Below are 13,020 nucleotides of genomic sequence, written 5' to 3'. Positions count from 1 at the left end.
GCCGCGCCCTGACGGCCGGCGGCTGGCGCCCCGAGGCGTGAATCTTGGACAGTTGCCGTTCTCGCGGAACGGCAACTGTCCAAGATTCCGCCGGGAGCGCGGACGGTGACGCCCGCAGCGAAGGCGGACGACGGGGCGGGTGTCAGGGCAGGAAGTCGAGCAGGGCGGCGTTGACCGGGGCGGGTCGCTCCAGCGGCAGCAGGTGGCCGGCGTCGGGCACGTCGGGCAGGCGGACAGCGTCGGGCGCCTCGGCGGCGATCCGGTCGGCGAGGCGGCTGATGTCGGGCACGTCGGCCGCGCCGGCGCCGACCAGGACGGGCATCCGCAGCTCGTGCAGGCGACCGATCGCGGGCGGGTCGAGTTCGGCGACGTCGACCGCGCTGAGCGCCAACTCGGCGGCGAGCGCCCGCTGGTCCATCTCGCGGGCGAAGGCGAGCAGCTCCGGGTCGACGTCGGCGGGCTCGCGGCCCGGGCCGACCACCCAGAAGCGCACCTCGCCGGCGGCGCTGGCGGCGAAGTCCTCCGGGTCGACCTCGCCCACCAGGCTCTCCCAGAGGTCGTTCGCCTCGTCCGACCATTCGTGGCCCGAGGCGGCGGTGCCGAGGAGGGCGAGCGCGCTCACCCGCTCCGGGTGGGCCAGCGCGGTGTCGATGGCGACGGCGCCGCCGAACGAGCAGCCGACCAGGGCGGCCCGGGGGAGGTCGAGCGCGTCGAGCAGTCCGGCCACGTCGTCGTGGTGGGCGAACGGGGTCGGCGGCAGCTCGGAGTCCCCGTAGCCGCGCAGGTCGAGGGCGATCACCCGGTGCCGCGCGGCCAGCGGGCCGACCTGCTCCCGCCACATCCGCCGGTCCGCGATGCCGGCGTGCAGCAGGACGACGGGCGTGCCGCTGCCGGTGTCGTCGTACGCGAGCAGGGCGCCGTTCACCTCGATCTTGGTCACTGCGGCAAGGTACGCACCGGGAGACCGGGGCGCAACCGCCTTGTGCCGGCGCGGGCGTCGGGCGAGCGGTCCCGGGCGCGACCGCCGGGTGGTGCGGGAATCCCGGTCAGAGGCCGAACATCGGCAGGCAGGCCGCCACGCCGTGGACCGTCGCCGCCGGCCGCTCCTGCCGGCGCCACTTCGCGCGGGTGAGCCGTAGGCGATCGGACACGAGTGCCTCGTCACCGCGGGCGTCGACGGAGACGCCGTCGTGCTCGTAGCCGAGCTTGCGGGAGACCCCCTGGGACGAGTGGTTGTCCTGGAAGACCTCGGTGAGCGCGGCATCGGCGCCGAGGTGGTCGAAGGCCAGCGTGAGCAGGCCGGCGCGGGCCTCGGTGCCGTAGCCCCTGCCCTGGTGTTCGATCCCGAGCCACGACGACGTCGTGACCTGCCGGACGACCCGGAAGTCGCGTGCGCCGAGCGTGACCACGCCGAGCGGATGCCCGAGCCGGAAGACCCCGAGCCCGAGCCGCCACGCCGAGTCACTCCATTCGCCGAGCCGGCCCCAGTGCCCCTGCAACACGGCGCGCGCCCGATCCTCCGGGCCGCCGTCGGTCCACGGCGTCAGGAACGGGCGTTCGTCCGGGCGGTGTACGCCCCGGCCCGCGAGATGCGCGAGTTCCGCCAGTTCCTCCTCGCGGGGCAGGCGAAGCTCAAGTCGTGGCGTGGAGATGGTGAGGCCGTACAGGGGCCACAGGTCGGCGAGCACGGGCTCGATCGTGACGATCGGGGCCCTGCGACGCCACCGGTTTACCGACGGCGACCGGTCCGCCGCACCCTGGGCGGGCGTGGCCGGGTCGGCGGGATGAGACGTCGCTAACTCTGGTTAGCGTTCTGCTTGCAGGAGCTAGCAGGGCGCGTTAGCGTCGGGCCATGGCCACTGGTAAGGACCTTCCCGACGTCGGCGGGTTCATTCGCGACCTGCGCCGCAACGCGAAGATCTCACTGCGGCAGCTCGCCGAGCAGGCGGGGGTCAGCAACCCGTACCTCAGTCAGATCGAGCGCGGTCTGCGCAAGCCGAGCGCGGAGGTGCTCCAGCAGCTCGCCAGCGCGCTGCGCGTCTCCACCCCCGCGATGTACCTGCGGGCCGGGCTGCTCGACGACAAGGAGGGCCAGGGCGTGCTCGCGGCCATCTCCGTCGACCCCGACCTGACGATGGCGCAGAAGCAGTCGCTCACCCAGATCTACGAGACGTTCCGCCGGGAGAACGCGCGGCTCGCCGAGGCGACCGCGGCGGCCACCGGCGCGACGCCCACCGCCGGCACCGACGCCGCCGCCGGCGCGGGCACGCCGGATCCCGTCGAGGCCGCGCCCGACCTGGCCAACCTCGCCGCCACGGGCCCCACCACGCCGGAGGGCACCCCGACCGAGGCCGTGCTGGAGTCGGTCGCCGTCACCGAGGCCGGCCCCGCCCCCGCACCGATCGACACCCCCGAGAAGAAGGCCGCCCGCGACGCGGCCCGGAAGGCCGCCGACGTGGCCGAAGAGGAGAAGTGATGACCCAGCCGAAGACCAACCGCATCCCGGCCCCGATCTACGCCGCCGCGGGCGCGGGCGAGCTCGCCCTCCAGCAGCTGCGCAAGCTCCCCGCCGTGGTGACCGACCTCGGCACCAAGGTCGTCGCCGACCTGGGTGGCAAGGCCGTCGTCACCGGCGTCGAGCTGCGTCAGAAGGCCAACGACACGCTGCGTACGGCGAACCTGACCGCCGAGGGCCTGCGCGAGAAGGCCGTCCCGGCCGAGCTGGACCTGAAGCGCCTGCGCGAGGCCGCCGACCTGAACAAGCTGCGTGAGGTCGCCGACCTGGAGCGGCTGCGCGAGGTCGCCGACCTCGACCGGCTCCGTGCGCTGGCCACCCGCAACGCCGCCGTGGTGGTCGCCGGCGCCCAGGCCGCGCAGGAGCGGGCGCAGGCCGCGTACGTCGCGCTTGTCGCCCGGGGTGAGCGGGTCGTCGGAGCCGGCGTGCTGGAGGCCGCCGAGACCGTGAACGCCGACATCGAGGCGACCGGGGCCGAGACCGAGCCGGCCGAGGCCGTCGCGAAGCCGGCCACCGTGCGGTCCGTCACCGCCGACGTGCCGACCCGGGCCGTGACCGCCGACGTGCCGACCCAGGCCGTGACCACCGACGTGCCGACCCCGGCCGTGACCGACGAGGTGCCGACCCCGGCCGTGACCGACGAGGTGCCGACCCCGGCCGACGTGGCCGAGGTGCTGGAGGCCAAGCCGGCCGCCGCGAAGAAGGCGACGACCCGGGCCACCAAGGCCGCCAAGGCCGCCGCCGAGCCGGCCGCCACCCCGTCGGCGAAGCTGCCCCGGGCCACCAAGCGGACCCGCCCGGCCGCCGAGTAGTTCGTTCCGCCGGTGACCCCGGATGCGTCCTGTCGGACGTATCCGGGGTCACCGGCATAAGCTTGCCGACATGGCCTACGCCGCGCCGCTCTTCGCCTTCGATGTTCGCTACGTGATCGAGCTGATCCTGCTCGTCTTCGCGTTGATCGTGCAGGGCATCGCCCTGGTGCACGCCATCACCCAGCGTTCCGACGCCTTCTCCGCCATCGGCACCCTGCCCAAGGGCGGCTGGATCGCGATCCTCGCCGTCTGTCTGGTGCTGACCCTGCTCGGTTTCGGCCCGATCAGTCTCTTCGGGCTCGTCGGCATCGCCGCCGGCCTGATCTACCTGCTCGACGTCCGGGTGGGGCTGCGCGACCTGAGCGACGGCAAAGGCTTCTGGTGAGGGGTTTCCGCTGGCCGCCCCCACCGGACGGCGGGCCCCGCACCTGGGGGCCGGGCCCGGGCGCCCCGCGTACCGGCCGACCGGCCCTGCCGGAGCCGGACACCGAGCTGGTCGCCACGCCGCACGGCGTACACCTGGAGCAGCTCGTCACCGGCGCGGGTGACCCGGTCACGGTGTTCGCCCACGGGCTGGGCAACGGCATCGCCACCACCCGGCCCTTCGGCAGCGGGGTGACGGGCCGCAAGCTGTTCTTCCAGTTCCGCGGGCACGGCCGCTCCGACGCGCCGCCCGGCCCGTGGAGCTACCTGGACCTCGCCCGCGACCTGCGCGCGGTCGCCGACCTCGGCGGCGCCACCCGGGCCTTCGGCGCCAGCCTCGGCGCGGGTGCGCTCTGCCGGCTGCTCGCCGAGAGCCCCGAACGCTTCGAGCGACTCGTCGTCTTCCTGCCCGCGGCGCTCGACCGGCCGCGCGGCGAGGTCGCCCGGGCCCGGCTGACCGCGCTGTTCGAGGCCGTGGAGAGCGGCGACGCCGCCGCCGTGGCCGACGTGGTCCAGGCCGAGCTGCCGCCCGCCGTACGCAACACCCCTGCCGGCTGGGCCTACCTGCGCCAGCGCCTCGACCAGCTCCTGCGCGACGGGCTCGCCCCGGGACTGGCGAGCCTGCCCGAGCAGGCACCCCTGCGCGACGCCGGTGCGCTGGCCGCCGTCACCGCGCCGGCCCTGGTGATCGGCTGTGCCGGCGACGACCTGCACCCGGTCGAGGTCGCCGAGCAGCTCGCCGCCGCGCTGCCCCGGGCCACCCTGCACGTGTACGACCGGCCCGGCGTCCTCTGGACGGAACGCGCCGACCTGCGAAGCCGGATATCCGCCTTCCTCAACGAGTAACGTGCCCTGACATGGGCGTCACACACCACGGTCGTACGCACCGGCTGGACCTCGCCGATCCGACACTGCGGGAGTGGGAGTGCACGGTGCTGCACGCCGATCCCGAGCAGGGCATCGTGCTGGACCGGTCGGCGTTCTATCCGGGCGGCGGCGGGCAGCCGCCGGACCACGGCGTACTGCTCTGGCAGGGGGTGCAGACCCGGATCGCCGGCACCCGCAAGGGCGACGACCTCTGGCTGATCCCGGTCGAGGGCGACCCGTTGCCGCCGGCCGGCACGGCGGTCACCGGCGCGGTCGAGGACGACCGGCGCACCCGGCTGATGCGGACCCACTCCGGGCTGCACGTGCTCTGCGGGGTGGTGTTCCGCGACTTCGGCGCGCTCGTCACGGGCGGCAACATGGAACCGGGCGAGGCCCGGATGGACTTCAACCTGCCCGAGGTGCCGTCCGACTTCAAGAGCCGCATCGAGGAGCTGGTCAACGCCGAGGTCGCCGCCGACCGGGCGGTGGCCGTGCGGGTGCTGCCCCGCGACGAGGCGCTCGCCCTGCCCGACATCATCCGTACCCAGTCGAACCTGATCCCGCCGGAGGAGCAGGAGGTGCGGATCGTCGACATCGTCGGGCTGGACGTCCAGGCCGACGGCGGCACGCACGTCGCCTCCACCGCGCAGATCGGCAAGGTGCAGGTGGTCAAGGTGGAGAGCAAGGGGCGGGCCAACCGTCGGGTCCGCGTACGCCTGGCGGACTGAGCCCCGCACGGGGTCAGTCGGCGGCGCGGCGGGCCCGCAGCGAGCGGACCTTGTGCCGGTTGCCGCAGCGCTCCATCGCGCACCAGCGCCGCCGGCCGGGGCGCGAGGTGTCCACGAAGACCAGGTAGCAGTCGTGCGTGGCGCATTCGCGGACGCGGTCGCGGTGCGGGCCGGTGAAGAGGTCGACGGCGTCCCGGGCGATGGTGGCGAGGGCCTGCCCGCCGCGGGCCGGCAGCGCCCAGCGGCGGGTCCCGTCGGCGGTGAGCTGCGGTGCCAGCGGGGCGCCGGCCGCCAGTCGGTTGAGGGTGGCGAGGTCGTCGGGCGTGGCGTCGAAGTCGGCCGGATCGGCGGCCGGTGGCCGGGCCCCGGTGCGTACGCAGACCAGCCGCCACAGCGCGTCCCGTAGCCGTCGGGCGGCGGCCAACTCGTCGGCGGTCACCTCCACCCGCGCCGGGTCGAGGCGCAACCGGGACAGCGCCAGCCAGTCGGCGAGGTCGCCGGGTCGGTGCAGCACGTCGTAACGGGCCAGCGCGCCCGGGCCGCCGGTGGTCAGGAACTCCAGACAGAGCGCACCGGGGTCGAAGAGGTAGCGGGTGCCCTCCGGCGAGGTCAGGGTGAGTCCGCTTGCGGCGTCGATCACGTAACCACTATAACTGGTTACGGAGGCGGGCCGTGCTGGCGGTCGCCGGACACCGAGGAGGACGCCATGGCCGTGGAATGGAAGCTCGTCGTCGACTGCGCCGACCCGAACGCGCAGGCCCGGTTCTGGGCCGCCGCCCTGGATTACGCGGTCGAGGACAACGGCGTGCTGATCGAGCGCCTGCTAGCCGGCGGCGCGATCGGGCCGGAGGCGTACCTCGAGATCGACGGCCGCAAGGCGTGGCGGCAGTTGGCCGCCGTGCGCCACCCCGACGATCCGGTCGACCCGGCCAGCGGCACCGGGCTGGGCCGCCGGCTGCTGTTCCACCACGTTCCCGAGCGCAAGCAGGTCAAGAACCGGCTCCACGTCGACCTGCACGTCGGCCCCGCCGAGCGGGAGGCGACGGTGAGGCGGCTGGAGGGCCTCGGCGCCACCGTGCTGCGCGAGGTGGCCGACTTCGGCAGCGTGCACACCACCATGGCCGACCCGGAGGGCAACGAGTTCGACGTGCAGTGACCCGGACCGGGGGCGGGTGGGTCAGGGCGTGGCGGGACCTGGCGGCAGGTGGGCGGCGCGCACGTCGAGCAGCCAGCGTTCCACGGCCGCCTCGTCCGGGCGGTCCGGCAGCGGGGTACGGATCCGGTCGAAGTCGCGTTCCGCCTCGGCGATCAGGGCCCGTGCCTCGGCCAACGCGCCGCCGGCCACCCGCTCGCCGAAGCTGCGGAACCACTGCGGGTCGGCGAGCCGGATCTCCAGCACGCCGGTGGCGTAGAGCAGCCGGCCCTGGTGCACCAGCCGCGCCAGGTGCCGGGCGTGCTTGGCGGTGCGCCGCCGGGTGTCGGCCGAGAACGTGCCGTCGCCCCGGGACTCCAGCTTGCGGAACTGCTGGCCGGCGTAGCCCAGGTAGGCGTCGCGGACGCGGGGCGCGCTGAGGAACGCCGAGCGGATGGCGACCAGCCGGTCGCCGAACTCCGTACGGGTCTCGTAGCAGTCCTCCGGCAACCAGGCCAGCTCGGTGGCGGTCGGGTTGCCGCTCAGCGCCAGGCGGCACCACTTCGCCGCCTCGTGCAGGGTGATGTCGGGATCGGTGGTCACCACCGACTCGCGGGGCGGGCGCAGCCCGTGGAAGGCGACGGTGGGCGCGGCGAAGACGCCGATCCGGTCGACGTCGGAGCCCGGCCCGGCCAGCCCGTACGCGACCGAGCCGACGATCCCGGAGAGCAGCAGGTGCATGCCGGCGAGCATGCCGGACGACACGGCTTCGCGAAACCGGACTTCGGCTGTCAGGTATCGCTGACAGGCTCGCCGCATGACGAAACCGCTGACAGGAAAGATCGCGCTCGTCGCCGGGGCGACACGGGGCGCCGGCCGGCAGATCGCGGTGCAACTCGGCGCCGCCGGCGCCACGGTCTACGCCACCGGCCGCAGCAGCCGGGCCGGCCGCTCCGAGATGGACCGCCCGGAGACCATCGAGGAGACCGCCGAACTGGTCACCGCCGCCGGTGGCACCGGCATCGCGGTCCGGGTCGACCACCTCGTCCCCGAGCAGGTCCGCGACCTCGTCGCCAGGATCGACGCCGAGCAGGGCCGACTCGACGTGCTGGTCAACGACATCTGGGGCGGCGACCCCCTGACCACCTGGGAGAAGCCGGTCTGGGAGCAGCCGCTGGAGGCCGGCTTCCGCAGCCTGCGCCTGGCGATCGACACGCACATCGTCACCGCGCACTTCGCGCTGCCGCTGATGGTCCGCCGCCCCGGCGGGCTGGTCGTCGAGGTCGGCGACGGCACGAAGGCGTACAACGACGACCACTACCGGCTGTCGGTCTTCTACGACCTCGCGAAGACGTCGGTCAACCGGCTCGCGTACGTCTGGGGGCACGAGCTGAAGCCGCACGGCGGCACCGCCGTGGCGCTGACGCCGGGCTGGATCCGGTCCGAGGCGATGCTGGAGCACTTCGGGGTCACCGAGGAGAACTGGCGCGACGGCGCCGCAAAGGATCCGCACTTCCTCATCTCGGAGACCCCGGCCTTCGTCGGGCGCGCGGTCGCCGCGCTCGCCGCCGACGAGGACCGGGCCCGCTGGAACCAGGCGTCCGTCTCGGCCGGCGCGCTGTCCCAGGTGTACGGGTTCACCGACGTCGACGGCAGCCGGCCGGACGGGTTCCGCTACATCACCGAGGTGGTGGAGACGAACAGACCGGCCGACGTGACCGGCTACCGCTGACCGGGCGCCACCCGGTAGACCGCGGCGGACCGCCTGGCGGCGTCGACCATCAGCTCCCGCAGGTCCGGCGGGTCGAGCACCTCCACCTCCGGCCCCAGGGACAGCAACTGGGGGTACGCGACGTCGACGGACTCGACGGGCAGGCGGGTCACCACCCACCCCTGCCCGTCGGGCTCGCCGGCCGCGGCGAGCGCCTCCTCGTACGCGAAGGGGGCGTCGGCGACGAAGCGGAGCCGGCGCAGGCCGACGGGGCTCAGCCGCACCGTGACCTCGGCCCGGAGCATGCCGCGCAGGAACTCCTCGGCCTGCTCCCGCCAGTAGCCGGCCAGGTCGAAGCCGGCGTCCCGGTCGAAGGTCGCGGTCTGGACCCCGACGTGGGTGACCCGGTCCACCCGGTACGTGCGGTACGCGCCGCCGACCCGGCCGACGAGATACCAGACCCCGCTCTTGAGGACCAGCCCGTACGGGTGCGCCTCCCGTTCGACCTCGCGGTCGCCGCGCCGGTAGCGCAGCTCGACGGTCCGGTCCCGCCACACCGCGCCGGCCAGCTCGGCCAGCCACGGCGGTGGCCCGGCCTCCCGGAACCAGCCCGGCACGTCCAGGTGGAAGCGCTGCCCGGTGCGCACCGGCGCGTCGCGCAGGCTCGGTGGGAGCGCGGCGAGCACCTTCAGCTCGGCCGAGGCCACCGCGTCGGCGAGCCCCATGTCGCCCGCCGGCCCGGGCAGCCCGGCCAGGAAGAGCGCCTCCGCCTCGTCGCGGGTCAGCCCGGTCAGCCGGGTCCGGTAGCCGCCGAGCAGCCGGTAGCCGCCGGCGCGGCCCCGGTCGGCGTAGACCGGCACCCCGGCGGCGGAGAGCGCCAGCACGTCCCGGTAGACGGTCCGCTCGGAGACCTCCAGCTCCCGCGCCAGCTCCGCCGCGGTCATCGTCTCCCGCGCCTGGAGCAGCAGGACCAACGAGATCAACCGGGCCGCCCGCACCCGTCCATCCTGCCCGGTCGCCCGTGCCCACTAGGCTCTGCGGTCGTGAACGCACCCGCCATCGCCGCGCCCGTGACCGGTGCCGCCAGCCGGTTCTTCACCGGCGTGGGCCTGCTCCTGCGCGGCCTCGGTCTCTACGTCCGCAGCCCCGGGCTGATGCTGCTCGGCGTCATCCCGGCGTTGATCTCGGGCGCGCTCTTCGTGACCGCGTTCGCCACCCTGGCGTACTTCGTCGAGGACCTGGCCGCACTGGTCACCCCGTTCGCCGACGACTGGTCGACCACCTCGCGCAGCCTCGTCCGAGTGGTTGCCGGACTGGCCTTCCTCGGCATCGGCGGCCTGCTCGCGGTGGTCACCTTCACCGCCGTCACCCTGGTCATCGGCGACCCGTTCTACGAGAAGATCTCCGAACGGGTCGAGGAGCGTCTCGGTGGCACGCCCGGCGCGGTCGACGTGCCGTTCTGGCCGTCGCTGCGGCGCAGCCTCGCCGACTCGGTACGGCTGGTGGGCCTGTCGATCCTCTTCGGCATCCCGCTCTTCGCCGCCGGGTTCATCCCGGTGGTCGGCCAGACCGTGGTGCCGGTCATCGGGGCGGCGGTCGGCGGCTGGCTGCTCGCCGTGGAGTTGGTCGGCGCCCCCTTCTACCGGCGCGGGATGCGGCTGCCGGAGCGGCGGGCGCACCTCAAGGCGGACCGGCCGACCACGCTCGGCTTCGGCGTGGCGGTCTTCGTCTGCTTCCTGATCCCGCTCGGCGCGGTGCTCGTCATGCCGGCTGCCGTCGCCGGGGCGACCCTGCTGGCCCGCCGCTCGCTCGGCCAGTCCGTCACGGAGGGCTGACGTGGAGATCACCCTGGTCGGGGGCGACATCACGACGCAGCGGGTGGACGTGATCGTCAACGCCGCCAACTCGTCGCTGCTCGGCGGCGGGGGAGTGGACGGCGCCATCCACCGGCGGGGCGGGCCGGCCATCCTCGACGAGTGCCGGGCGCTGCGCGCCTCCCGGTACGGCCGCGGCCTGCCGACCGGCCAGGCGGTGGCCACCACCGCGGGCGACCTGCCGGCCCGCTGGGTCGTGCACACCGTCGGGCCGGTCTGGTCGACCGACGAGGACCGCTCGCCGCTGCTGCGCGACTGCTACGCGAACAGCCTGCGGGTCGCCGACGAGCTGGGCGCGGGCACCGTGGCGTTTCCGCTGATCTCGGCCGGCGTCTACGGCTGGCCGGTCGAGGACGCCGTCCGGCAGGCCCTGGCGGTGCTCAGCTCGGCCACCCCGGCGCACGTCACCGAGGCCCGGCTGGTGCTCTTCGGCGCCGAGACCCTGGCGGTCGCCCAGCGGGTGCGGGCCGCCGGCTGACCCTGGACCTCGGGGCGGGCCGCCGGCTGGCGCCCTGGGCCTCGGGCGGGCCGCCCGGCTGACCCGGACCGTCAGGCGAGTTCGCGCAGGCAGGACCAGCTCGAACCGACCGGGCGGTAGCCGAGCCCGACGTTGATTGCCAGCATCGGCGCGTTCGCCTCGTCGTTCGAGGTGTAGGCGGTGCGTACCCCGCCGGCTGCGGCCCGGTGCAGCGCCGCCGTCTTGACCAGGCGGGCCAGCCCGCGCCCCCGGTGCGTCGGCAGCGTGCCGGTGTAGTCCGACCACATCCGGTCGCCGTCACGCTTGACGAGGCTGAGGGCCACCAGCTCGCCGCCGGTCTCGGCCACCGTGCTGGCCGCGCGGTCCAGGCCCAGGTTGTCCCAGACCTCGGAGGACCAGTTCTCGTAGCTCATCGAGTCGACGGGCACGTCCCCCGGCTCGTCGGCCGCCGCCGCCAGGTTGACCAGGTAGACCCGGCGCGGCTCGACGTCGGTCAGCGGGAGCAGCCGTACGCCCGGCGGCGGTTGCGGCATCGGCGGGGCCGGCCGCAGGTCCAGCGCCGAGTAGCGCAGCTCCCGGCTCGGCGTGAAGCCGTGCCGGCGGGCGAACGGCAGCGACTCCGGCAGCGCCCAGGTACGCACCCGGCGCACCCCGATGTCGCGCAGGTGCTCCAGCGCGGCGGCCAGCAGCGCGGTGCCGGCGCCCCGGCCCCGGTGCTCCGGGTGCACGTGCAGGATGGCGACCTCCCCGACGTCGCGCTCGGAGGTCTGGTCGTTGCGGTACGCCGACACCCAGCCGACCACCGTGTCGTCCACCTCGACCACGTACGCGGTCCACTGCTCGCCGGGCGGGGGCTGGGCGATCATCTTCCGGGTCGACTCGACGCCGCGCACCAGGTAGGGGTACACGAGCGCGCGCAGCGCCACCACGGCGGGCGCGTCGTCGGGGCGGGCGGTCCGGATCCGCATGTCAGGCCTCCCCGCGTACGGCGGCGACGGCCTCGACCTCGACGAACTGGTCGGAGTAGCCCAGCACGGCCACCCCGAGCAGGGTGCTGGGCGGGTCGTGGTCGCCGAACGCGTCGCGCACCACCTCCCACACGGCCACCAGGTCCTCCTGGCGGGATGACGCCACGTACACGGTGGTCTTGACGACGTCGGTGAGCCGGGCGCCGGCCGCCGCGAGGGCGGTCTCCAGGTTGGCCATCACCTGCCGGGCCTGGCCGACGGGGTCGCCGGGCGAGACCGTCCGGCCCTCGGCGTCGAGCGGGCAGGCGCCGGCGGTGTAAACGAGCCGGGCCGGTGGCTCGACCGTGGCCGCGTACGCGTACTCGGCGACGTCGGAGAGGGCGGGCACGCGGATCAGGTTCACGGTCACGCGCGCGACGCTACCGATGCCCGCACCGCGCCTCCACGGATTAACTCCGGCACCCGTCGGGAGGCGTTGGGAAGGGGCCCTTCCTCACACCTCAGGCCGACTCGCGGACGATCAGCTCGGTGGGGAGCACCAGGGGTTCGATCGCCTCGCCGGCGGCCAGCCGCAGCAGCAGCCGGGTCATCTGCCGGCCCAGCTGCACGATCGGCTGGCGGACGGTGGTCAGCGGCGGGTCGGTGTACGCGGCCGTCTCGATGTCGTCGAAGCCGATCACCGCCACGTCGTCCGGCACCCGCCGCCCCGCCTCGCGCAGCGTACGCAGGGCTGCGTGCGCCATCAGGTCGGAGGCGGCGAAGACCGCGTCCAGGTCGGGGTGCTCGGCGAGGAGCTGCCGCATCGCCGTCGCCCCGGACTCGCGGGTGAAGTCGCCGGTCGCCACCAGCTCCGGCAGCCCGGCCTCGGCGATCGTGTTCCGGTAGCCGACGAGGCGCTCGATGCCGCCCACCATGTCCTGCGGGCCGGCGATGGTGGCGATGCGTCGGCGCCCGGTGTCCAGCAGATGCCGGATCGCCGTGGCCACCCCGCCGACGTGGTCGACGTCGACGTAGGGCACGTCGCCGCCGTCGAGCGGCCGGCCGCTGCACACGACGGGAATGCCCAGCCGGGCGAGCCGGCCGGGCAGCGGGTCCTCGCCGTGCAGGGAGGCGAAGAGCACCCCGTCGACGTGCCGGCCGGTCGTGTAGCGCTCGACCCGGTCGTGCCCGGCGGGGGAGCCGGCCAACATCAGCACGAGCTGCTTGTCGGCCGCCTCCAACTCCTGCGCCGCGCCCCGGATGATGCCGGGGAAGACCTGGTCGTCGGAGAAGACCCGGGTGGCGGCCTCCGGCATCACCAGGGCGATGGAGTCGGTCCGCTGGGTGACCAGGCTGCGGGCGGCCAGGTTCGGCACGTACCCCAGCTCGGCCACCGCCCGGCGGACCGCGTCCCGGATGGGCTCGGCGACCGTGGTGGAGCCGTTCACCACCCGGGACACGGTCGCCCGTGAGACCCCCGCCCGCCGGGCCACCGCCTCCAGCGTCGGCCGCTGCGCCGTCGTCATCCCCGTA

General features: G+C 74.6%; 17 protein-coding genes. 9 read left to right on the top strand and 8 right to left on the bottom strand.

Annotated features, from left to right (window positions below):
* Positions 1-142 precede the first annotated feature (142 nt).
* Positions 143-940, bottom strand: coding sequence for an alpha/beta fold hydrolase (locus ACGFNF_RS08670; protein WP_132230759.1), 798 nt, complete (start codon positions 938-940; stop codon positions 143-145).
* A 106-nt stretch (positions 941-1,046) separates the two neighbouring features.
* A complete protein-coding gene (locus ACGFNF_RS08665; protein WP_393166682.1) occupies positions 1,047-1,688 on the bottom strand; it encodes a GNAT family N-acetyltransferase in 642 nt (213 codons plus the stop codon).
* A 164-nt stretch (positions 1,689-1,852) separates the two neighbouring features.
* Between ACGFNF_RS08665 and ACGFNF_RS08660 the strand changes: the two genes are divergently transcribed.
* The 5 genes from ACGFNF_RS08660 to ACGFNF_RS08640 all read left to right on the top strand — a co-directional run bounded on the left by ACGFNF_RS08660 (position 1,853) and on the right by ACGFNF_RS08640 (position 5,345).
* The gene (locus tag ACGFNF_RS08660) at positions 1,853-2,476 is read left to right on the top strand and encodes a helix-turn-helix domain-containing protein (RefSeq protein WP_393166680.1); all 624 of its coding nucleotides are present in this window, start codon (positions 1,853-1,855) and stop codon (positions 2,474-2,476) included.
* Complete coding sequence (locus ACGFNF_RS08655) at positions 2,476-3,327, top strand: hypothetical protein (protein WP_393166678.1); 852 nt, start codon at positions 2,476-2,478, stop codon at positions 3,325-3,327. The genes ACGFNF_RS08660 and ACGFNF_RS08655 overlap by 1 nt, the downstream gene beginning before the upstream one ends.
* 70 nt (positions 3,328-3,397) lie before the next feature.
* Positions 3,398-3,712 (top strand): DUF2516 family protein, encoded by a 315-nt coding sequence (locus ACGFNF_RS08650; protein ID WP_357579292.1) that lies wholly within the window; start codon positions 3,398-3,400, stop codon positions 3,710-3,712.
* On the top strand, positions 3,709-4,596 hold the full coding sequence (locus ACGFNF_RS08645; protein WP_393166676.1) for an alpha/beta fold hydrolase: 888 nt from the start codon (positions 3,709-3,711) through the stop codon (positions 4,594-4,596). Before ACGFNF_RS08650 ends, ACGFNF_RS08645 begins: the two co-directional genes overlap by 4 nt.
* 11 nt (positions 4,597-4,607) lie before the next feature.
* Positions 4,608-5,345, top strand: coding sequence for an alanyl-tRNA editing protein (locus ACGFNF_RS08640; RefSeq protein WP_132230765.1), 738 nt, complete (start codon positions 4,608-4,610; stop codon positions 5,343-5,345).
* Positions 5,346-5,358: 13 nt separating this feature from the next.
* Here ACGFNF_RS08640 and ACGFNF_RS08635 read toward each other — a convergent pair whose 3' ends face one another.
* Positions 5,359-5,985: an ABATE domain-containing protein gene (locus ACGFNF_RS08635; protein ID WP_357579295.1), complete on the bottom strand. Its 627-nt coding sequence runs from the start codon at positions 5,983-5,985 to the stop codon at positions 5,359-5,361.
* Between the two features lie 66 nt (positions 5,986-6,051).
* Here ACGFNF_RS08635 and ACGFNF_RS08630 point away from each other — a divergent pair, with 66 nt between their 5' ends.
* Complete coding sequence (locus ACGFNF_RS08630; protein ID WP_393166674.1) at positions 6,052-6,501, top strand: VOC family protein; 450 nt, start codon at positions 6,052-6,054, stop codon at positions 6,499-6,501.
* Positions 6,502-6,522: 21 nt separating this feature from the next.
* Here ACGFNF_RS08630 and ACGFNF_RS08625 read toward each other — a convergent pair whose 3' ends face one another.
* Positions 6,523-7,218, bottom strand: coding sequence for a DNA polymerase beta superfamily protein (locus tag ACGFNF_RS08625; protein ID WP_327031104.1), 696 nt, complete (start codon positions 7,216-7,218; stop codon positions 6,523-6,525).
* 76 nt (positions 7,219-7,294) lie between these two features.
* Between ACGFNF_RS08625 and ACGFNF_RS08620 the strand changes: the two genes are divergently transcribed.
* Entirely contained in the window at positions 7,295-8,209 is a 915-nt protein-coding gene (locus ACGFNF_RS08620) for an SDR family oxidoreductase (protein ID WP_393166672.1), read from the top strand.
* Here the strand turns inward: ACGFNF_RS08620 and ACGFNF_RS08615 are convergent.
* The gene (locus tag ACGFNF_RS08615) at positions 8,200-9,186 is read right to left on the bottom strand and encodes a YafY family protein (RefSeq protein WP_357579298.1); all 987 of its coding nucleotides are present in this window, start codon (positions 9,184-9,186) and stop codon (positions 8,200-8,202) included. The genes ACGFNF_RS08620 and ACGFNF_RS08615 overlap by 10 nt on opposite strands.
* Before the next feature lie 45 nt (positions 9,187-9,231).
* Between ACGFNF_RS08615 and ACGFNF_RS08610 the strand changes: the two genes are divergently transcribed.
* On the top strand, positions 9,232-10,023 hold the full coding sequence (locus ACGFNF_RS08610; RefSeq protein ID WP_357579299.1) for an EI24 domain-containing protein: 792 nt from the start codon (positions 9,232-9,234) through the stop codon (positions 10,021-10,023).
* Between the two features lies 1 nt (position 10,024).
* Positions 10,025-10,540 carry an O-acetyl-ADP-ribose deacetylase gene (locus tag ACGFNF_RS08605; RefSeq protein ID WP_393166669.1) on the top strand — a complete coding sequence of 172 codons (516 nt, stop codon included), beginning with the start codon at positions 10,025-10,027 and terminating at the stop codon, positions 10,538-10,540.
* Positions 10,541-10,611: 71 nt separating this feature from the next.
* Here ACGFNF_RS08605 and ACGFNF_RS08600 read toward each other — a convergent pair whose 3' ends face one another.
* From ACGFNF_RS08600 to ACGFNF_RS08590, 3 genes are all read right to left on the bottom strand, one after another.
* Positions 10,612-11,508 carry a GNAT family N-acetyltransferase gene (locus ACGFNF_RS08600; RefSeq protein ID WP_393166667.1) on the bottom strand — a complete coding sequence of 299 codons (897 nt, stop codon included), beginning with the start codon at positions 11,506-11,508 and terminating at the stop codon, positions 10,612-10,614.
* A 1-nt stretch (position 11,509) separates the two neighbouring features.
* Positions 11,510-11,911: a RidA family protein gene (locus ACGFNF_RS08595; RefSeq protein ID WP_393166878.1), complete on the bottom strand. Its 402-nt coding sequence runs from the start codon at positions 11,909-11,911 to the stop codon at positions 11,510-11,512.
* 97 nt (positions 11,912-12,008) lie between these two features.
* On the bottom strand, positions 12,009-13,013 hold the full coding sequence (locus ACGFNF_RS08590) for a LacI family DNA-binding transcriptional regulator (RefSeq protein WP_357579302.1): 1,005 nt from the start codon (positions 13,011-13,013) through the stop codon (positions 12,009-12,011).
* Positions 13,014-13,020 lie beyond the last annotated feature (7 nt).

This window comes from Micromonospora sp. NPDC048868 (assembly GCF_043198195.1).
GTDB classification, from domain to species: Bacteria; Actinomycetota; Actinomycetes; order Mycobacteriales; family Micromonosporaceae; genus Micromonospora; species Micromonospora reichwaldensis.
This window is presented reverse-complemented; position numbering and strand designations above follow the sequence as displayed.

What these genes read in the sequence shown, in the direction of transcription:
- ACGFNF_RS08660 (WP_393166680.1), top strand. Translation starts at nt 1,853, where the DNA reads ATGGCCACTGGTAAGGACCTTCCCGACGTCGGCGGGTTCATTCGCGAC.
- ACGFNF_RS08655 (WP_393166678.1), top strand. Translation starts at nt 2,476, where the DNA reads ATGACCCAGCCGAAGACCAACCGCATCCCGGCCCCGATCTACGCCGCC.
- ACGFNF_RS08650 (WP_357579292.1), top strand. Translation starts at nt 3,398, where the DNA reads ATGGCCTACGCCGCGCCGCTCTTCGCCTTCGATGTTCGCTACGTGATC.
- ACGFNF_RS08640 (WP_132230765.1), top strand. Translation starts at nt 4,608, where the DNA reads ATGGGCGTCACACACCACGGTCGTACGCACCGGCTGGACCTCGCCGAT.
- ACGFNF_RS08630 (WP_393166674.1), top strand. Translation starts at nt 6,052, where the DNA reads ATGGCCGTGGAATGGAAGCTCGTCGTCGACTGCGCCGACCCGAACGCG.
- ACGFNF_RS08625 (WP_327031104.1), bottom strand. Translation starts at nt 7,218, where the DNA reads ATGCACCTGCTGCTCTCCGGGATCGTCGGCTCGGTCGCGTACGGGCTG.
- ACGFNF_RS08620 (WP_393166672.1), top strand. Translation starts at nt 7,295, where the DNA reads ATGACGAAACCGCTGACAGGAAAGATCGCGCTCGTCGCCGGGGCGACA.
- ACGFNF_RS08600 (WP_393166667.1), bottom strand. Translation starts at nt 11,508, where the DNA reads ATGCGGATCCGGACCGCCCGCCCCGACGACGCGCCCGCCGTGGTGGCG.
- ACGFNF_RS08590 (WP_357579302.1), bottom strand. Translation starts at nt 13,013, where the DNA reads ATGACGACGGCGCAGCGGCCGACGCTGGAGGCGGTGGCCCGGCGGGCG.